16 protein-coding genes are annotated in these 18,887 nt (G+C 42.6%); 11 read left to right on the forward strand and 5 right to left on the reverse strand.

Annotated features, from left to right (window positions below; translation table 11 throughout):
- Positions 1 to 103: 103 nt before the first annotated feature.
- The 3 genes from BLS59_RS10320 (at position 104) to BLS59_RS10330 (ending at position 6,437) form a co-directional block, all read left to right on the forward strand.
- On the forward strand, positions 104 to 1,198 hold the full coding sequence (locus BLS59_RS10320; RefSeq protein ID WP_091148676.1) for a FecR family protein: 1,095 nt from the start codon (positions 104 to 106) through the stop codon (positions 1,196 to 1,198).
- A 253-nt stretch (positions 1,199 to 1,451) separates the two neighbouring features.
- Positions 1,452 to 4,856: a TonB-dependent receptor gene (locus BLS59_RS10325; protein ID WP_162842606.1), complete on the forward strand. Its 3,405-nt coding sequence runs from the start codon at positions 1,452 to 1,454 to the stop codon at positions 4,854 to 4,856.
- 18 nt (positions 4,857 to 4,874) lie between these two features.
- Positions 4,875 to 6,437, forward strand: coding sequence for a RagB/SusD family nutrient uptake outer membrane protein (locus BLS59_RS10330; RefSeq protein WP_091148815.1), 1,563 nt, complete (start codon positions 4,875 to 4,877; stop codon positions 6,435 to 6,437).
- Positions 6,438 to 6,530: 93 nt separating this feature from the next.
- On the opposite strand, the gene BLS59_RS10335 is transcribed toward BLS59_RS10330, so the two are convergent.
- Complete coding sequence (locus BLS59_RS10335) at positions 6,531 to 7,427, reverse strand: helix-turn-helix domain-containing protein (protein ID WP_091148679.1); 897 nt, start codon at positions 7,425 to 7,427, stop codon at positions 6,531 to 6,533.
- A gap of 173 nt (positions 7,428 to 7,600) precedes the next feature.
- On the opposite strand from BLS59_RS10335, the gene BLS59_RS10340 reads away from it, so the two are divergent.
- The 5 genes from BLS59_RS10340 (at position 7,601) to BLS59_RS10360 (ending at position 11,898) form a co-directional block, all read left to right on the forward strand.
- Positions 7,601 to 8,587: an aldo/keto reductase gene (locus tag BLS59_RS10340; RefSeq protein ID WP_091148681.1), complete on the forward strand. Its 987-nt coding sequence runs from the start codon at positions 7,601 to 7,603 to the stop codon at positions 8,585 to 8,587.
- Between the two features lie 192 nt (positions 8,588 to 8,779).
- On the forward strand, positions 8,780 to 9,601 hold the full coding sequence (locus BLS59_RS10345) for a universal stress protein (protein ID WP_091148684.1): 822 nt from the start codon (positions 8,780 to 8,782) through the stop codon (positions 9,599 to 9,601).
- A 185-nt stretch (positions 9,602 to 9,786) separates the two neighbouring features.
- Positions 9,787 to 10,377, forward strand: coding sequence for a TetR/AcrR family transcriptional regulator (locus BLS59_RS10350; protein ID WP_091148687.1), 591 nt, complete (start codon positions 9,787 to 9,789; stop codon positions 10,375 to 10,377).
- A gap of 4 nt (positions 10,378 to 10,381) precedes the next feature.
- A complete protein-coding gene (locus BLS59_RS10355; protein ID WP_091148689.1) occupies positions 10,382 to 10,615 on the forward strand; it encodes a hypothetical protein in 234 nt (77 codons plus the stop codon).
- Positions 10,616 to 10,623: 8 nt separating this feature from the next.
- Positions 10,624 to 11,898: an MFS transporter gene (locus tag BLS59_RS10360; RefSeq protein WP_091148692.1), complete on the forward strand. Its 1,275-nt coding sequence runs from the start codon at positions 10,624 to 10,626 to the stop codon at positions 11,896 to 11,898.
- A 160-nt stretch (positions 11,899 to 12,058) separates the two neighbouring features.
- Here the strand turns inward: BLS59_RS10360 and BLS59_RS10365 are convergent, their stop codons facing one another.
- Together BLS59_RS10365 and BLS59_RS10370 are read right to left on the reverse strand one after the other, a co-directional pair.
- On the reverse strand, positions 12,059 to 12,484 hold the full coding sequence (locus BLS59_RS10365; protein ID WP_091148695.1) for a DoxX family membrane protein: 426 nt from the start codon (positions 12,482 to 12,484) through the stop codon (positions 12,059 to 12,061).
- A 79-nt stretch (positions 12,485 to 12,563) separates the two neighbouring features.
- Entirely contained in the window at positions 12,564 to 13,205 is a 642-nt protein-coding gene (locus tag BLS59_RS10370) for an FMN-dependent NADH-azoreductase (protein WP_091148697.1), read from the reverse strand.
- A gap of 128 nt (positions 13,206 to 13,333) precedes the next feature.
- Between BLS59_RS10370 and BLS59_RS10375 the strand changes: the two genes are divergently transcribed.
- Both BLS59_RS10375 and BLS59_RS10380 read left to right on the forward strand, forming a co-directional pair.
- Complete coding sequence (locus tag BLS59_RS10375) at positions 13,334 to 13,957, forward strand: Crp/Fnr family transcriptional regulator (RefSeq protein ID WP_091148699.1); 624 nt, start codon at positions 13,334 to 13,336, stop codon at positions 13,955 to 13,957.
- Positions 13,958 to 13,995: 38 nt separating this feature from the next.
- The gene (locus BLS59_RS10380) at positions 13,996 to 14,835 is read left to right on the forward strand and encodes an isocitrate lyase/PEP mutase family protein (protein WP_091148701.1); all 840 of its coding nucleotides are present in this window, start codon (positions 13,996 to 13,998) and stop codon (positions 14,833 to 14,835) included.
- A gap of 9 nt (positions 14,836 to 14,844) precedes the next feature.
- Here the strand turns inward: BLS59_RS10380 and pdxR are convergent, their stop codons facing one another.
- Positions 14,845 to 16,314 carry a MocR-like pyridoxine biosynthesis transcription factor PdxR gene (gene pdxR / locus BLS59_RS10385; RefSeq protein ID WP_091148706.1) on the reverse strand — a complete coding sequence of 490 codons (1,470 nt, stop codon included), beginning with the start codon at positions 16,312 to 16,314 and terminating at the stop codon, positions 14,845 to 14,847.
- Positions 16,315 to 16,390: 76 nt separating this feature from the next.
- On the opposite strand from pdxR, the gene BLS59_RS10390 reads away from it, so the two are divergent.
- A complete protein-coding gene (locus BLS59_RS10390; protein WP_091148709.1) occupies positions 16,391 to 16,789 on the forward strand; it encodes a GNAT family N-acetyltransferase in 399 nt (132 codons plus the stop codon).
- 62 nt (positions 16,790 to 16,851) lie between these two features.
- Here BLS59_RS10390 and BLS59_RS10395 read toward each other — a convergent pair whose 3' ends face one another.
- Positions 16,852 to 18,705, reverse strand: coding sequence for an alkaline phosphatase (locus tag BLS59_RS10395; protein ID WP_240315210.1), 1,854 nt, complete (start codon positions 18,703 to 18,705; stop codon positions 16,852 to 16,854).
- Positions 18,706 to 18,887: the final 182 nt, after the last annotated feature.

Here is an 18,887-nt window from a genome sequence, read left to right on the forward strand (position 1 = left end):
AATTGCGTTAGTTTCTTCAAAAAACTTCATTTTTTCGCCTCCGCGAAGGGTAATATTCTGTCTGTTCTGCATATATACTGTATAACCAATTGAATTTATCCCGGTGACCAATTATACGAACTTCGAAGTCGAAGACTTTTTACACGACGATTTTTTTATCGACTCGGTTTTAAAAAACGCACCCAATCACCAAATATTTTGGGAGCAATGGCTTGCCGAACATCCTGACAGGAAAAGCGCTGTAACGCAAGCGCGTGAAATTATTTTATCCATCAGAATTAAACCGCTGACGGATGAACTTAGCGATAGTGAAGTGAACGACATTATTGCTAACCTGCAGCAGCAAACTCTTTCACAGCCACAATTTATCGGGCGTAAATTTTATCAAACCGGTTGGTTTCGTATAGCGGCCGCAGCTTTGCTATTTGCAACAGCCTTGCTGGTTGTTTTCAGAGTGAATAATCGCCAGTTGCCTGATACAGAAAACCGTAATATAGCCAGTTCCAAGCCAGCGACGCAGACAAACGAGTTGCTGGAAGTAACCAACCATACCACCCAGGCAAAGTTGGTACGTATGAGCGACGGTAGCCTGGCTGTTTTAAAACCCGGTTCGGGATTAAAATATCAGAAGTACTTTAGCCAAAAAAGAGAGGTTTTTTTAGATGGCGAGGCTTTTTTTGAAGTGCATAAAAATCCGCAGATGCCATTTTTTGTACATAGCCATGATATGGCAGTGCGCGTACTGGGCACCAGCTTTACTGTTAAAAACCAAAATGATAATACTTTTAAAGTAGTAGTTAATACAGGTAAAGTATTGGTATATAACCAAAAAGCCGCCCAAAAGGCCAATAAGGAAAAATATGAAGTTACCCTTGTTCCTAATGAGCAGGTTACCTACGCAATAAATGAATTTAAGTTTAAAAAGGAGAGCCTTGCCGTACCGCTCATCTTATCTAAAGAGGTTGCTTTAAAAGAGTTTACATTTGAAAATGCAGCCCTTGCCGATATAATTGAAAAAATTGATAAAGCCTACGGTGTAAATATTGAGTATGACAAAGCCAAACTGGGCAATATCAGCTTAAACGCATCCCTTTCAGATCGTCCGCTGGACGAAAAAGTTAAATTATTATGCAAGGCCATTAACGCATCCTGCGCGTTTATTGATGGCCGTATTATCATCAACGGTCAAACCCCGTGACCACAGCCTTAACCAATTAATCGAATACTAACTTAATTATGAAAAAAATGGAAACAAAAAGTACATAGCCCCCACATAAAAACAAACCGGCAATATTTGCGGTACTGCCGGTCCAAATGTTTAGCCCCACAAATGATTGATAGCATTTACTGTAACCTCTTTAAAAGGTTGAGCGGGGCTTTTTTGTCAAGTTATTAACGAATTATTAACCCTACCCAAATTTATGAAATATAAACCTATACTCGTAAAAATAATGAAGATTACATTTTTACAGTTAACATTAAGTCTCTCATTATTAGCCAGCGCCTTTGCTAAGGACGTTAAGGGCCAAAGTATATTGGATACCAAGGTGTCGGTAAGCGAAACCAATGCCGCTTTAAAAACGGTCATAAAAAAACTGGAACAAAAATACCATGTTAACTTCGTGTTTAGTCCGGCACTTATTAATGACAGCCAAAAAGTAAGTGCTTCATTTACCGAAAAATCATTAGGCACCGTATTAACCCAGTTGTTTACTCCGCTAAACCTGGCTTATGAGGTTTCTGGCGATGTTATTGTGATAAGCAATGTGAATGCGAACGCCCTGCCATCGGTATTTACCAAGCCCGCCGATCTTGACATGACACAGGCCCCCATAAAGGGACGGATTGTTGATGATAAAGGTTTACCATTAGCGGGTATTACTATAACCATAAAAGGAACACAAACCGGTACTGTAACAGATACCGAGGGTAAGTTTTCACTAAATGTGGCAGCCGGCACCGTTTTAGTATTTACCGCAGTTGGCTTTGAAACACAGGAAATAGCTGCCCAAACCGAGCCAATGAGCATTGTGTTGTTAGCATCAAACAATAACCTTGCAGAGATTGTGGTAGTAGGTACAACCTTTAAAAAAGGCGACCTTACCGGGGCTGTAAGTAATGTAGATGCCAAAACCCTGCAAGAGCGCCCGGTTACCAATGTTAACAGTGCCTTACAGGGCCGTGTTGCCGGTGTATTTATTGGCGGCGGTTCAAAACCAAGTGATGATGCTGTAATCAGAATTCGTGGTATTAACACCATAAACTCTGGCTCAACGCCTATTTATGTGGTTGATGGTTTAATTATGGAAAACAACCTTGGCGGCTTTAATTCCATCAACATGAATGATGTAGCCTCGGTATCTATATTAAAAGATGCTTCTGCTACCGCTCTTTATGGCTCACGCGGCGCAAATGGTGTTGTAGTAATTACCACCAAAAAGGGCAAGAAAAAAGCCGGCGATGGTACAATAAACTATGATGGTTGGGCTGGTTTCTCCAACATTGCCAACATGCCTTCAACCATGAATGCTCAGCAATTGTTTAATTTACGGGTAGATGCCTACGCAAATGGTTACATAAAAGATAACCCAACCGCCAACAGGCAGGATTATATTGATAACAATTTGCTCAAAACTAATCTTGCTTTTTCACAGCAGGAGTTTGATACCAATAATAGCGGTAAAAGCTATGATTGGCTTAAGGCAATTTCGCAAACAGGTTATCAGCAAAACCATGCTTTAAGTTTCGCAGGCGGTACAGACAAGGGAACATTTTACCTGAGTTTGGGCTATGCAGGTACAACGGGAATCATTCAGCATTTAAATGAAAACAAATACACCGGCCGCTTTAATGCCGACTATGATGTGAAAAAATGGTTGAAGATTGGCACCAATACAGGTTTTACCCGTACCGATGACGGCCAAACCGACGACGACGTGTATAACCAGGCCATTAATGCCAACCCACTCTTAAACTATAACCCATACCGCGCTGCAGATACAAGGTATACTCCTAATTATCTGACCGTTTATTACCGTGCACTGGGTCAAAATAGCAACAATAGTTTCAACCCGTTCAACGCGCTTGATATTACCCGCAACCAAAATCGTAACCGCCTGGTAACATCAAATTATATCAGCATAAACCCAATAAAAGGTTTGGATATACGCTCAACCTATTCTGTGGATTACGGGCAGCAAAGTTACTTTACTTTTACCCCGAACAACATACAGGAAGCTATCCGTAACTACAATGGCGATGCACGCGCCAAGGCCGAACGCTGGAACGATTTATACTGGCAATGGGATAATACTGCTACCTACACTAAAACGTTCAATTCAAAGCACCGTATCACCGCTTTATTAGGTACCAGTGCCAGCAAACGTACCTCTAATTATACACTGGCGCAAGGCGACCGTTTTGCAAGTAATGACCTGTCGTATTTTGACCTTAATGGCGCTGCCGCGCAGGATAAAACAACCATCGGATCAAACTTTTATGCTTACTCCATTTTTTCAGTTATAGCGCGTTTTACCTATAGTTATGATGATAAGTATTTCGTGACTGCTACCGCCCGTGATGATGGTTCTTCAAGATTTGCCCCCGGGCATCAATATGGTATATTCCCGTCGGCTTCAGTAAAGTGGGATATCAACAAAGAAGATTTCATGAAGCAGCAGAAAATTTTTGATCAGTTGAGCCTTCGTGTAGGTTACGGCGTTGTGGGTAATCAGGATATTACCAATTATGCTTTTCAAACGCTGTACGGCTCAAAGGTGAATAATAACAATGCATTAATATCTAACGATGGGCTCAGAGGTAATCCGGACCTTACCTGGGAAAGGCAAAAACAAGCCAATCTGGGTATCGATATGGCATTCCTGAACTCGCGCCTTTCTGTTACTGCTGATGCGTTTTATATTAATAATGATAACCTCCTGCTCGATCGACAGCTTGCGCTTACCACCGGGTACAGCCATCAACTGCAAAACATTGGTCGTGTAAATAACAAAGGCGTCGACTTATCCTTAAGCGGCCAGGTGATCAAAAGCAGCGATTGGAATTGGACATTAGCGGGAAATATATCCTTTGCCAAAAATACAGTGAAGCAATTATATGGAACTGCCACAGAGATCTATAATATATCTGGCAGTACAATACAGCGTGAAGGCAATTTATTTATTAACCAGCCGCTACACGGCATCTATACCCTTCGTTCGGGTGGTATTGCACAGGAATCAAATCGTTCGCAATGGGACGGCCTTAATTATAACGGTAAAACTGTTGGTCTGGGCGATTTGTTTGCGCTGGATGTTTCTGGTCCTAATGGCGTTAAGGATGGGATTGTTAACCAGTATGACTTACAACTCGTAGGCAATGAAGATCCGAAATATTATGGCGGCTTTTCAACAGATCTTAACTATAAAGGGGTGTCCTTAAACGCTGTTTTTGTTTACTCGCATGGCGCCAAAAAAATAAGCAGTTATTATGAAGGTTTAATAAATAGTGTTGGTTCAAGTATGGCTTCAACTGATCTGTTAAACAGGTGGACGCCAACTAACACCAATACCAACATACCGCGCGTAATTGACAATACCAGCTATAACAGGTATAACCCGTCTGATTTGGATTACGCAATTCAGGATGGCTCATATCTGCGCTTGTCGGCACTTACTTTAGGGTACGATCTGCCGCAAAAATTGCTGAACAGCTGGCATGCCAATCGAGTACGGGTGTACGCTACAGGCTCAAACCTGTTCCTCATCACCAAGTATAAAGGGCTTGATCCGGAAACAGGCGATTATGGTTATCCACCGGTAAGGACATTTGTTCTTGGGGTAAATTTTGGATTTTAAACTTCAATGCAAAAGATCATGAAAAAAATTGTTATAAATATATTTATTGCAGGAACAGTAATGTTTTCAGCATCCTGCAAAAAATTCCTGGATCAGGACAGTTTAACAAAACTGGATGAAAGCAAGGTGTATTCAGACGTAGGGCTGGTACAAACAAGTTTAAAAGGCGTATATGCCAACTGGTTAAATAACAGGGTAGATGAGCAGGGAACCGTTTTAATGATGGGCACCGACGAAATGCAGCAAGGTGCTTATCAGATGAAAAGCGATCCCGGAAAAGGTGGCCTTGACAGGTACGACGGTAATCTTAACTCATTGCAGGGACAAGTGGCCACCCAGTGGAACCTTCGCTGGCCCCTGGTAAATGAAGCTGCTAAAATTATCAATGGGATCGATAAGCCTACACTTACAGCTGGTTCGCAAGAGGCGGGTATCGTAGGTGAAGCCAGTTTTATAAGAGGTTTTATTGACTTTGAACTGGCCATGTACTGGGGCGAAATACCCATCAGGGATATCAGCCGCGAATCAACATTGGGCTTCAAACGTCAGCCGCTTAAAGATGTGTGGGCATTTATTATAAGTGACCTCACCAAGGCCGCGGCTTTTTGCCCGGCAACAAATGACGCTGGCAGGGCAACAAGCGGCGCAGCACTGGCTATGCTGGGCAAGGCATACATGTCGGCCCCGGTATCAACCGGCTTGCGTGATTTTGATAAAGCCCGCGATTGCTTTGAAAAAATGATGGGCAAATATACCCTGGTACCCTACAAGGATCTTTGGGATTATAGCAAACCTAACACGGCAGAAGCTATCCTGGAATTCCAGTACAGTCCTGTTTCTCCTAACAATAATAAAGTACAGTTCCAGATCGGATCGCGCGCGGTTCAGAATACATTTGGTGATGGCTGTTATTATTCAGGGTATGACAAAATTGTACCAACTATACATGCTTATGAAACCGTAGCTAACGGTGGGGTATGGGAAGATGGCGACCTGCGTCGCGACGAGAGTATCCGGTACGATTTTACCTATTATGGTGTTACGCCAACGCTTGATATCATTTCATGGGAAGGCCTGGGTGCAGATTTTGATGAGCTAAAACCCCACGTAAAAAAGTATGAAGATTTTCGTACTGATACGCATAGCGGTCTTGGGTTCAACAATATGTATAACTCAGGGAAAGACATGCCCGTGCTGCGTTTAGGCGATATTAAACTATGCTACGCCGAGTGTTTGAATGAGTTGAACAGAACAGGCGATGCGATAGTAGTAGTTAACCAGGTAAGGGCCCGCGCCTGGGGCGGTACTTTGCCAACTGATAAAATGTGGACAGCGATGTCGCAGGATCAGTTTCGTACCAATATCATGGATGAGCGTATCCGCGAGCTTTTTGCCGAAAGTTGGCGACGTATTGACCTTATCCGTACCGGTAAGTTTGTTGATCTTGTAAAAGCAAATAATAAATGGGCTAAACAATCAGGAACAATTCAGGCATTTAATACGCTTTACCCTATACCTGATTCCGAATTGAAGCTGAATAGCGAAATAACCCCCGATGATCAAAATCCAGGGTATAAATAAATAATAACGGGTGACCGGAAACTAACAAAAGAAAACGCCAGGCTTATCAACCTGGCGTTTTCTTTTTTACCGCTATACCTTTTTTTGGGATTACTAATTGAGCATGCGGTACTCATTGGGCGAATAACCAACCCGCTGTTTAAACAGGCGTGTAAAATGCTGGGGATATTTAAAGCCCAATCCATAGGCTATTTCACTTAATGATTTGCTGGTATCAAAGATCTGCTCTTTGGCTACATCTATCACTTTAGCCTGGATATATTCCTGCGCCGATTTACCGGTTTCCTTTTTTATCAGATCGCCAAAATAATTAGCCGAAAGATTCAACTGGTCGGCACAATAAGTTACCGACGGTAAACCAACAGTTTGTGGTTTATCCGATTTAAAATAGGTGCCAAGCAGGTTTTCAAATCGTTCCAAAATGCCTTTATGCACATGATCCCGGGTGATGAACTGTCGGTCGTAAAAACGTACACAATAGTTTAAAAACAACTCAATATTGCTCACAATGAGTGTTTTGCTATGTTTATCTATAGCATGTTCCAGTTCAAACTTGATCTTAAAAAAACAGTCGAAAATGATTTTACGTTCACTTGCTGATAAATGGAGCGCTTCGTGCACCTCATAGGAAAAAAAGGTATAGTCATGGATATGGCGACTTAGCGCGGTACCCCGTAACAGGTCTGGATGAAAAATCAGCACATAACCCTTGGGCTGAAATTCATTATCTTTATTCTCGGTGCCAATCACCTGTCCGGGCCCAACAAATACCAGGGTACCTTCCTCGTAATCATAATAGTTACATCCGTATTTAAGATCGCCGCATTTAATATCTTTTAAAAACACGGTATAAAACCCAAAATTCTGGCGGTAATTGTATCTTTTGTCTGCTCTGGAAAGGTCAACCACACTAACCAGCGGATGCAGGGTTTCATTGTTGTTAAATGCGTTGTACTGGCTAATGGTATCGAACTTTTTGATTTTTTCCATGGCTTTAGCGTTTCTTCTGAATCAAATATACGGCTTCGGGTGTTGTTTATACAGGCGCTGTGGGGCAATCAGTAATATTGGTAAGTAATACAGTGATCTGTATAACAAAGGGCTGTAAAATATCCCCCACATTTGTATCGATAAAAACGACAACTATCTAAAAAGAATATAAAATGAAAAAAAGAACATTAGGAAAAAGCGGGCTTGAAGTTTCCGCCATCGGCTTAGGTTGCATGGGCTTAAACTTTTCTTACGGGCAGCCTATGGAAAAAAAGGATGCCATTGCATTGCTGCACGCGGCCGTTGAACAGGGTGTAACCTTTTTTGATACTGCCGAAGTATATGGCCCTTACACCAACGAAGAAATTGTTGGTGAAGCACTGGGGTCATTTCGTAAGGATGTGGTAGTTGCCACCAAATTTGGTTTCGATATCCGGGATGGTAAAATGACCGGCGTTAACAGTAAGCCCGCGCACATTCGCAAAGCGGTTGAGGGCTCCTTAAAAAGACTGAAAGTAGAGGTAATTGACCTGCTGTACCAGCACCGTGTAGATCCCAACGTACCAATCGAAGACGTTGCCGGAACGGTGAAGGAATTGATTGCAGAAGGTAAAGTAAAGCACTTCGGTTTATCAGAGGCCGGGGCGCAAACTATCCGAAAGGCACATGCTGTACAGCCGGTAACCGCCTTGCAAAGCGAGTATTCTTTATGGACCAGAAACCCCGAAGAAGCAGTGATTCCTACGCTGGAAGAATTGGGCATTGGTTTCGTACCGTTTAGTCCGTTAGGCAGGGGTTTTCTCACCGGTAAAATGAGCGCCGAAACAACGTTTGGAAGCCATGATTTTCGCAGTAATAATCCACGGTTCCAGCCCGATGCCTTGAAGGCAAACCAGGCACTCATTGCCCTGCTTGATAAAGTTGCGGCAGAAAAAGGTGTAACCACCGCGCAAATAGCGCTTGGCTGGTTGCTTGCGCAAAAGCCCTGGATAGTACCTATTCCCGGCACCACCAAACTTACCCGCCTCCAGGAAAACCTTGGCGCTGCCGAAGTTGAATTGACTGTTGATGATCTGAAGAATATTGATAAAGCTGCTTTGGAAATTAAAATAGTGGGTGAGCGTTACCCTGAGGCCGTGGAAAAAATGACCGGCTTGTAAAACATATGTTTAATTGTCGAAGCAAGAATAATAACCCTTGCTTCGATTATTAGAGGCTATATAATAGTATAAAAGTCATAATTGATGATGAGCGCAATCGGGAGGTGATTGTAATCCTATTTTTACGTTGCGATAACAATTAGTCACGTAATAGCGCCTAACTTCAACCTTTATAATTATACACCGAATACTATGAATACTATTCTTGCTGCCACCAATTATACCGAATTAGCTGAAAATGCCGTTGCCTATGCCGCCGCCATAGCACGTCAAAATAATTATAAACTGATCTTGCTGAATGATTTTTCGGTTTCGATACATGTGATGAATGCGCGGCTTTCTGCCGAGCGGGTGGAGGAGATGATTGACGAAAATAAACTGCTGCTGGAATCAAAGGCTTTGCTACTTGCCGACGAATACGGTATTCAGGTACTGGCCAAAGCCACATTTTCTTTTATAGACGATGCCGTGAAAGATATAGTTAACCAATACAAGCCCGAAGTGATTGTAATGGGCATGGAAGAGAAATCGCTGGAGCAGGAACTTTTAGGAAATACCACCACTTCGGTTATCAAAAAGCTGCAATGGCCGGTACTAGCTGTACCGGCAAATGCTAAATTCAGCAACCCTAAAAAAGTAATTTTTGCCTGTGATGTATTGCACGGCGTTTCAGAACAATTGCTGGCACGGATAAAAAATATGGCCCTGATTACCCAGGCGGAAGTTGAAGTGCTTTTAATTAACGAAACCATAGACGAGCTGAAAGCGATAGGGGCAGATCCCAATGCGCTGAGCCGTATTGATGCCGGTTTGGAAGGCATCGACTATTATTATAAAAACGTTAAATCAGATTCTATCATTGATGGTATAGCCGGTGAGATAAAAAGAACAGGGGCCGATCTGCTGATCATGGTTCCGGAGCAGCATGGCTTTTGGGGATCGATGGTACACCGCAGTAAAACCCGCATCATGGCTTCTGGTTTAAATATCCCTTTGTTTTCTATTCCTGTTTAAGAGATATTGGATTAATAATGGATAACATCAAGACTGTAGGATACTCTTGATGCTATCCATTTGCTTTATCTACTGTATAATTCTCCCTTTATTAATTTCATACCCGGTTTGATATACCATTTATGACAAAGAAATTAAATTATCATTTTATAAATGAATGAATATTTATTTATCTTTGAACCGTCATGAGATCAAGAAGTATAGAAAAGGAAGAATTAGTTAAGCAAAAGGCTATTGAACTTATCGTAAAAGATGGTTTAGAGGGGTTCAGCATGAACAAGCTGGCCAAGGCTTGCCAGATTTCTGTAGGTACACTTTACATATATTATAAAGACCGGGACGATCTGATCATAAAGGTGACTGTAGAAGAGCTGAAATTAATGGAAGAGGCAATTGTAAAGGACTTTGACCCTGAAATGTCTTTTGAACAAGGTTTGCGGCAGCAATGGGAAAACCGTTACCGCTATGCCCTGGAGAAACCAAATATGTACCTCTTTTTTGAACAGTTGCGCAGTTCCAGTTACCAGGAAGAATACCTTTCGGCGTTTATGAGCACTTTTAAAGTGATTATGGGAAAGTTTATGCATAACGTGATTGAGCGCGGCGAGATAGAGGCTATGCCTTTTGAAGCCTACTGGTCCGTAGCATTTGCGCCATTATATAACCTGTTACGTTTTGATAAGGAGGGAAAAAGCATGGGCGGTATGCCATTTAAAATGACCGACGAAATACTTTGGAAAACGTTTAACATGGTGGTAAAAGCCCTTAAAAAGTAAACCTATGGATATCTCCCCAAACTTCGATCACATTTTACTTTTTAAAACCAACATCAGCTGCGATAGCGATAAAGCCGTGTTGCACAGCTTGTTTGATAATAACCCCGAAATACAATGCTGGAACATCTATCTGGACGACAGCGATTATGTGCTGCGTATCATATCAGAATCGCTGTCGCACGCGCAAATTATTGAAATGATAAACCATCACGGCTACGAATGCTGTGAATTAACTTAACTCAACACATGAACAATCAACAACCGGTGCCTTTTACAGGCTACCAGAAAATAGTAATATTTTTACTGGCTATCACCCAGTTTACCGTGATACTTGATTTTATGGTGATGTCGCCGCTTGGCGATATACTTATGAAATCGCTTAACCTAAAACCCTCTGCCTTTGGTATAGCGGTATCGGCCTATGCTTTTAGCGCGGGTATATCGGGTTTACTAACAGCAGGCTTTGCCGATAAATTCGACCGTAAAAAACTGCTGTTGTTTTTTTACATCGGCTTTATTGCAGGCACTGTTTTTTGCGGTTTGGCCCAATCATATGCAGTATTGGTTGCCGCGCGTATCATTACCGGCTTGTTTGGCGGGGTAATCGGATCCATATCTATGGCAATAATTACCGATCTTTTTGCATTGCAGCAGCGCGGGCGCGTTATGGGCTTTGTACAGATGGGTTTTGGCGGAAGCCAGGTTTTGGGTGTACCTATCGGCCTATATTTAGCCAATGCCTGGGGTTGGGAAGCTCCGTTTTGGATGGTAGCTGCATTAAGCAGTTGTATTGCGGTAGGCGTTGCCATTAAACTGCAGCCGGTAGTGCAGCATCTGTCCATCAAAACAGATAAATCAGCATTTAAGCACCTGCTGCATACCGTGTCGAAAAGTAATTATAGGGTAGGGTTTGCCGCAACCGCGTTACTATCAATCGGTGGTTTTATGATGATGCCTTTCGGCAGTGCCTTTGCGGTTAATAACCTCGGACTAACTAATCAGCAATTGCCTATACTGTTTATGGTATCGGGTGTATGTTCGCTGATAATTATGCCGCTGGTAGGTAAACTAAGCGATAAGATAAGCAAGTTTAAAATATTTGCCGCAGCATCTGTATGGATGATGGTGATGTGTGTACTGTATACCAACCTTGGCATCACTGCGTTCCCTATAGTGATAGTTTATAACATATTAATGATGATGGGGATAATGAGCCGTATGATTCCTTCATCGGCCTTAACAAGCGCCATACCTGATATGGCCGATAGGGGCGCTTTTATGGGTATCAACTCATCGTTACAGCAAATTGCAGGCGGTGTTGCTGCGGCAGTTGCCGGGCTTATTGTTACACAGCCGTCTAAAGGTGCGCCGCTGCAAAATTATAATGTGGTAGGTTACCTTATTGTAATTATATCGGTACTCAGTATATTTTTAATGATGAGGGTGGATAAGCTTGCTAAAAAGAAAGCGGATAACAGCAAAATAACCATACCAGAAGAAACGGCGTTCCTTGAGTTATAGGTCGCTGCAAACGGTAAACCTTTATGTATTGCAAATTCAGAAATGATCAAAAGCCCGGGCAATGTTGCCCGGGCTTTTTTTATCCTAACTACCAAGTAGTATTAAATAAGCAAACTGTTATAAGGTATCGCCTGTTTGCCGGCGATGCCATCGTTTTGCATTAATCTGAAATGCTCCACCTGTAAGCCGGGATGCAGGCCAGTAAAAGAGCAGCTGCACTATCTGCAAATACCGAATAGTTAAAAGGGATCCTCGGGCCTAAAAAAACAGCCATGCTTAAAGCAAAAATCAATGTTAAAAGGAAACTTCCTATGGCTGCAAGGCGGATTTTAAAGCCAATGATCAGTGTAATGCCAAATACTATCTCAGCAAGGGTTGCCAAAGCCGCCATTATTCCCGCTAAGGATTTCGACAAATAGGGCATTAATGAATTGGTATAGCTCACAAAACTTTCCCAGTTGCCCCAGGCATTTCCGTTTACGCCTGCTGCGCCAAGCCAGCCAAACCTATCCATAACCGGCAGGAGGAAACCAATGCCAAGCACCAACCGAAGGAATAGCTGCGGGATATCAAAATTGTTTTTCATGTTAATATTTTTACTGCAAAAATAATAGCTATCCGGTGCCTTTAACGCACCGGATATAAATAAAGGATTAGTTATTATATTACCCAATTAAACCTGTTACTATTGATGTCACTTGATGGTGGGCATTAATTAACGATTGCTGGAAATTCGATTCGCCAAACAACTCTCCATCAAGAATTACTTCCTCAACATCAATGATGCCCATCATTTTAAGAATTGCTTTTAAATAAGTTGTCTGGAAATTTAATTTTTCATTGTATCCACCTTCTTCAAATCCCTGGGTACTTCTTGATAAAAGCAGGAACAATTTTTTGTTTTTTAACTGGCCCAGGTAAGGGTTTTTCAGATCATCTACATTCAGTTTCCAGGTTTCATTGATCCTCAGCACCTGGTCAAAATATGCTTTCAATGAACTGGTGATTGAATAATTATACATTGGTGCACCAATAACAATAATATCGGCATCCTTAAGTTCCTTAATGTATTCATCGCTTTTGAGCAACGCTTTTCTTTCTTCGGGCAATCTTTCTTCGGCAGGCTTAAAAGCTCCGGCTATCCAGTTTTCGGAAACGTGCGGCACATGTTCCAACCCCAGATCGCGGTAAACAATGGTAGCATCTGGCACATTTCCTTTCCAGCTATCTACAAAAGTTTCTGTAAGTTTTCGGGTATGTGATCTGGCTGTTCTCGGGCTTGAATTAATAACTAATATGTTTTTCATTTTATTGTTTCGGGCAAAACTAATGGCACATAAATTAAAAATGATTAAAGTAGCTTAAGAAATAACCTGGTTTATTTAAAGATTGCTTTTAGGCAACACGTATCTTTGTGTGTTATATCAATTATAAAATGTACCAGAATCTGCTGAACCATTTATCGAGATACGTTGCTTTAAATCAGGAGGATATTGAAGTAGTTCAGTCTGTTTTAAATTATAAAAAGGTTTCCAAAAAAACATTTTTACTTACCGAAGGCGATATTTCCCAGGCGAGGTATTTTGTGGTATCGGGATGTTTGCGGATGTACATAATTAATGCTGACGGAAGCAAACAGGTAATGCAATTTGCCATAGAGGGCTGGTGGATTGGTGACTATAAAAGCTTAGAAACCGGTAAACCATCACAATATTATATCCAGGCAGAAGAAGATTCGGAAATCATTATTTTAGATAAAACGGCTATTGAACAACTCGCTATAAAAGTTCCGCGGATAGAGCGGTATTTTAGGATCATGATGCAGATAGCTTATACCACTGTGTTAAAAAGGGTTGAAATATTGCTTTGTTGGTCAGCAGAAGAACGTTACCTGCAATTCAATAGCTCCTTTCCCGATTTTGTACAGCGTATCCCGCAATATTCGCTTGCTTCGTTTTTGGGTATGACCCCTGAATTTTTGAGCACGCTAAGAGGGAAGGTCAGGAAAACGAGTAAGGAACAAAATTTACCGGCAACAGGTGTAGAAAAATCTATTTAAACGTTTAGTAGATAATAAACCATAATGTCCTACAAGTAATGAGCAATCAATCATCACATACCAAAAACCATATTTTTCAGCAACTGCATCAGCAATCCGGCATTTTTGTAATACCTAATCCCTGGGATGCCGGATCTGCCTGCTTATTGGAAAAGTTGGGTTTCAAAGCCCTGGCTACAACCAGCGCAGGCCTGGCTTTTTCACTTGCGAAACCCGACGGACATGCGTCTATTAAGCGGGAACAAGCACTGGAAAACGTAAAGGCTATTATCTCGGCTACATCACTGCCGGTATCTGCAGATCTGGAGAACGGTTATGGCGATAGCCCGGAAACCTGTGCGGAAACTATTTTACTTGCAGCAAAATCAGGACTTTCGGGTGGCTCCATTGAAGATGCGACCGGGCGACCAGACAGTCCTATCTATCCCTTTGAACAAGCACTGGAGCGGGTAAAAGCCGCTGTAGCAGCAACAAAAAGCCTGCCTTATCCATTTACTTTAACAGCGAGGGCAGAAAACCTTATTTATGGCCGGCCAAACCTTGCCGATACCATTAAAAGACTGGAAGCATATGCCGATGCGGGTGCCGATGTACTGTTTGCCCCCGGTTTAAAGACGGCTGAAGAAATAAGCGCAGTTGTTAAAGCGGTAGCCCCCCGCCCGCTTAATGTGATCATGGGGATGGCCGGCAGCAGTTTTTCCATAACACAACTGGAAGATTTGGGTGTAAAACGGATCAGCCTCGGTTCATCACTTGTAAGGGCGGCATATGGCGCGTTTTTCAGGGCCGTTGAAGAGATGCAAACAAAGGGAACATTCAGTTATGCCATCGAAGCAAAGCCATATGCCGATTTGAACAAGCTTTTTAATGATCGTTAACTACCAAGCCTATATACAATTAGCCAAAATATGTACCGCCTCGCTAATCTCTGTTAAACTTAAAGACGCAAAGCCGAAACGCATTGCATTGTAGCTGTTTTCAGGTGTATCAAATAAGTTGCCGTTATTGATGTATAACCCGCACTTAGCGGCTTTTTGCGCTATTGTTTTTAATGGATAGGCTTTGTTAAATACTGTCCATACCGCCATTCCACCAGATGGTTTTTGGTATTGTACTACGTGTTTTAAATGCAGATCTAACTGCGTGCATAAATGATCGCGCCTTTCGAGGTATAGTTTATTTGCTTTTTTAAGGTGCCGGCCAATATCTCCGTTTGTGATCAGTGCGGCCAGGGCATCTTCCTGTATATAATTACCTTTCAGGTTAATGAGTCTGCGTAAGTGAACGGCCTGGCGTATAAAATCTGCCGCTGCAATCATAAAGCCAATGCGGATAGAGGTGGTAAGGGATTTTGAAAAAGAGCCTATATATATTACCCGGCTGTGGTGGTTGCCTGCAGCCAATGGTAAATAGGGGGAGGAGGTGTAATGAAAATCATAGTCATAATCATCCTCCACAATAATAAAGTTAAATTTTTCGGCCATTTCCAGCAGGCGCATCCGCCTTTCGGGGCTAAGGGTTACCGTGGTAGGATGATGATGGTGCGGGATAAGGTACAACAGGCCAATCTTATATTTCCGGCAGGCATCTTCTACAGCATCGGCAACCAGTCCGTTTTCATCAACTGGTATGCGAATGATATGGGCGCCCAGTTGCTCAAATACCTGGTTAGCGAGGTAATAACCTGGTTCGCCCACAAGCACATGATCTCCCGGTTTTAAAAGTAAACTGGCCGCAATGTAGATACTCATTTGCGCGCCGTCGGTTATAATGATGTGATCCGGCTGCATTTTTATTCCACGGGTGTCGGCAATGTAGCTCACCATGGCCTCCCGCAATTTTGGGGAACCCTGCGACATTGCCGAGGAGATCCGCCGGAAGGCCTGCGGTTGTTTCAGGCGACTTTGGTATTCACGATTTAATAATTGTAAAGGGGCCAGGCGAGGATCGGGGTGCCCGTCATCAATGATAAGGTCAAAGCCTGGGCTTGGTGTTAAGGATGGTGCTGCCGGTAACTGCGATTGGTAAAAGGGTACCGGCATGGCGCTGTTGTAGCTATAACCCGCGGTTCGCTCATCCCATTTTCTTGGCCGAAACTCGGATAGGTTTTGTTCAACCATAAAGCCTTTGCGGGGTATCACCGTTATCCAACCCTGCGCGCTTAATTCATCATAGGCGGCAATAGCCGTTTTGCGGTGCAGCTTTAGTATGGCAGCCATAACGCGTGTGCCAGGCAATAAATTGCCCGAATTGAGCACACCATTGCGGATATGTTTTATGAGTTGGTTGGCTATCTGCTTGTATACAGGCAAAGCTATGGACTTGTCAATAATAATAAGGGTATCAAAGGGAAGCATCTGGACTACTTTGTTTTTAATAACTGGATGCCAAAGATAGTCCTATTGCGCAGTATTTTTGATAAAAAATATAAGCATGGAAATTACTTACAGAACAAATATTACCCCGGCTACCGAGGCAATCATAGCTGTATACGATAGTTCGGGCATCAAACGCCCAACCAACGACCCGGAAAGAATTGCAAAGATGTATGAAAACTCCAACCTTGTTGTTACCGCCTGGTATGGCGACGTGCTGATCGGTATAGCCAGATCATTAACCGATTTTTGTTATTGCTGCTACCTTGCCGATCTGGCCATCAGCATGGAATACCAGAAAGGCGGTATTGGCAGGCAGCTGGTTAAACTAACAAAGGAAACTTTAGGGAAACAGTGTATGCTTTTATTGTTAGCTGCCCCCACCGCCCAGGAATATTACCCCAAATTAGGGATGGACACTGTTCATAATGGTTTTATCATCAACAGGGAACAATAAAAAAACAGACTGCTCTTAATGAGGCAGTCTGTTTTACTGAAAGGATACAAATTCGACTTCTTTTACTTTTTCGCGCTCATTAATGCCAATATCTTGTGGAAGATCTCGGTATTTTGGTAAGTGCCATTAAAATCCTGCGCATGTGGGCCGTAAGCAAATACGGGTACATTAATGCTGGTATGATCGTTAGTGCTGAATGAACCTGAAACCATTCCTTTTTCTGTAGAAACATCCAATAAACTTAAACCGCCCGTTTCATGATCGGCCGTAATTATCACTAAAGTTTCGCCGTCTTCATCGGCAAATTTCAGGGCTTCGGCAACTGTTTTATCAAAATCATGCAGTTCGGTAACTATATATGGCAGGTTATTGGCGTGGCCTCCGTAATCAATTTGCGCGCCTTCGGCCATGATGAAGAAACCCTGTTTATTTGCTGATAAAATACGCATGGTTTGCAGCAACGATTCTTTTAACATATCGCCGCGACCATTCATTACCGGCCTGGTATCTGAATCTTTAAGCAACACCAGTTGTTTATCTTTCGATGTTGCTGTTTTTAAATCGGCAAGCGAGGTGTATAACTGGTAATGTTTTGTTTTAAGATCGCTAATAAGGTTTTTATCGGCATTATTAAAAAAGCTCTTTTGGTTTGAGCCTATTAACACATCAACATGGCTGGTTAAAAGCCCTGCGGCTATTTCCTGTGATGATTCCCTGTCAATATTATGCGCGTAATAAGCGGCTGGGGTTGCATCGGTAATATCACCGCAGCTTATAATGCCGGTTTTAATACCATCGGTTGCCAGCTTATCGGGCAGGTTAACCAGGGGTTTGCCTTGCGTGTCTTCGCCAATATAGCGGTTGTTGGTTTTTTCGCCGCAAGCCATGGCCGTAGCACCTGCTGCCGAATCGGTATTATCTGAATTTGAAGCCCGTGTTTGCGAAAAACCGATGTTGTGGCATTGGTATATATTCAGTTGCCCGCGGTTTGCGGTTAATCCGGCCTGGATCTGTGCCAACCCCATGCCATCGCCAATTAACAGGATTACGTTTTTAACCTTTTTATTGGCACCATCAGATTTATAGGTTGGCTTATAAACCTGGTAAGGGGCGGGGTTGGTATATTCTAATTTGGCGCGGTTAATAAAAAAGTCATGTAACTGCTGGGGATGATCGGTATTGATCCAATCGACACCAATTTTTTCAAGCTCGATCCAGGTGTTGGGACTATCCTGCGTGGCCCAAAACCTGAATGACTTATGTACCGCATGTGCCGCGTTTACAATACGCTGCAATTTTTCCATATCGGGAGGTGTTGGTGTTCCTTTACCATTCCATTTGGTGTATAAACTCAGTTCGTTGCTTATCATGCCAACGTGCTTCAGCTCATCTGCCGAATAAGTGATCTCCGGTCGCCCGTCAAAATAAATATATGATGGATAGTTATCGAATTTAGCAGGGGCGGGCATGTCGCCGCTTAGCACAAGTTTAACGGCACGCTTGTTTGACGGATCATTAAACACCTGCATGTAAGGGTTTATCTCTTTAATTAACTCGGGTATTACATGCTCATGATCCTCCTTTATATCAATAACCAATTGTAACCTGAGCGAGGTATCGGCATAAGGCCTGTTACCGCTTTTTTTAAACAGCGCTGCCAGCGGTTTAAGATAAAGATTATCTAAAGTGCGTTCTTCAGATATATCCTCCCGGTTGTGTGCAACATAAAGCTTGCCATTAAACAAAAATACATCAGCCTCAATGGAACCCATGCCGGCATAGTACGCCTGAAGGAAAGGGATTTGCTGATTATAGTCGTTATGGCTATGGCCGCGGTTGCCGTTAAGTGTTTGTGCAAATGAACCAACTTTTACAAGACAGGTAATGAGCAGGGTAAGTAATAGTTTGTTTTTCAATATGTTTTATATTTAAAGGCCGATCACAAGGTAATATTACAGCGGCAAACATAAATCTCAACCGTTAACTAAATGTTAGCCCTGGATAAACTATTGTAGGATTTGACGGTTTTGGATGGCACCTGGTTTACTCAACTATACCTGCACGTGGTGCTGGTAAAAGGCAGGTTTGAGTTGTCTTA

It is taken from the genome of Mucilaginibacter pineti (assembly GCF_900101875.1).
GTDB classification, from domain to species: domain Bacteria; phylum Bacteroidota; class Bacteroidia; order Sphingobacteriales; family Sphingobacteriaceae; genus Mucilaginibacter; species Mucilaginibacter pineti.

Excerpts from the sequence above, each read along its gene's own strand:
- BLS59_RS10325 (WP_162842606.1), top strand. The coding sequence starts at position 1,452 with ATGAAGATTACATTTTTACAGTTAACATTAAGTCTCTCATTATTAGCC.
- BLS59_RS10330 (WP_091148815.1), top strand. The coding sequence starts at position 4,875 with ATGAAAAAAATTGTTATAAATATATTTATTGCAGGAACAGTAATGTTT.
- BLS59_RS10335 (WP_091148679.1), bottom strand. The coding sequence starts at position 7,427 with ATGGAAAAAATCAAAAAGTTCGATACCATTAGCCAGTACAACGCATTT.
- BLS59_RS10340 (WP_091148681.1), top strand. The coding sequence starts at position 7,601 with ATGAAAAAAAGAACATTAGGAAAAAGCGGGCTTGAAGTTTCCGCCATC.
- BLS59_RS10345 (WP_091148684.1), top strand. The coding sequence starts at position 8,780 with ATGAATACTATTCTTGCTGCCACCAATTATACCGAATTAGCTGAAAAT.
- BLS59_RS10350 (WP_091148687.1), top strand. The coding sequence starts at position 9,787 with ATGAGATCAAGAAGTATAGAAAAGGAAGAATTAGTTAAGCAAAAGGCT.
- BLS59_RS10355 (WP_091148689.1), top strand. The coding sequence starts at position 10,382 with ATGGATATCTCCCCAAACTTCGATCACATTTTACTTTTTAAAACCAAC.
- BLS59_RS10360 (WP_091148692.1), top strand. The coding sequence starts at position 10,624 with ATGAACAATCAACAACCGGTGCCTTTTACAGGCTACCAGAAAATAGTA.
- BLS59_RS10365 (WP_091148695.1), bottom strand. The coding sequence starts at position 12,484 with ATGAAAAACAATTTTGATATCCCGCAGCTATTCCTTCGGTTGGTGCTT.
- BLS59_RS10370 (WP_091148697.1), bottom strand. The coding sequence starts at position 13,205 with ATGAAAAACATATTAGTTATTAATTCAAGCCCGAGAACAGCCAGATCA.
- BLS59_RS10375 (WP_091148699.1), top strand. The coding sequence starts at position 13,334 with ATGTACCAGAATCTGCTGAACCATTTATCGAGATACGTTGCTTTAAAT.
- BLS59_RS10380 (WP_091148701.1), top strand. The coding sequence starts at position 13,996 with ATGAGCAATCAATCATCACATACCAAAAACCATATTTTTCAGCAACTG.
- pdxR (WP_091148706.1), bottom strand. The coding sequence starts at position 16,314 with ATGCTTCCCTTTGATACCCTTATTATTATTGACAAGTCCATAGCTTTG.
- BLS59_RS10390 (WP_091148709.1), top strand. The coding sequence starts at position 16,391 with ATGGAAATTACTTACAGAACAAATATTACCCCGGCTACCGAGGCAATC.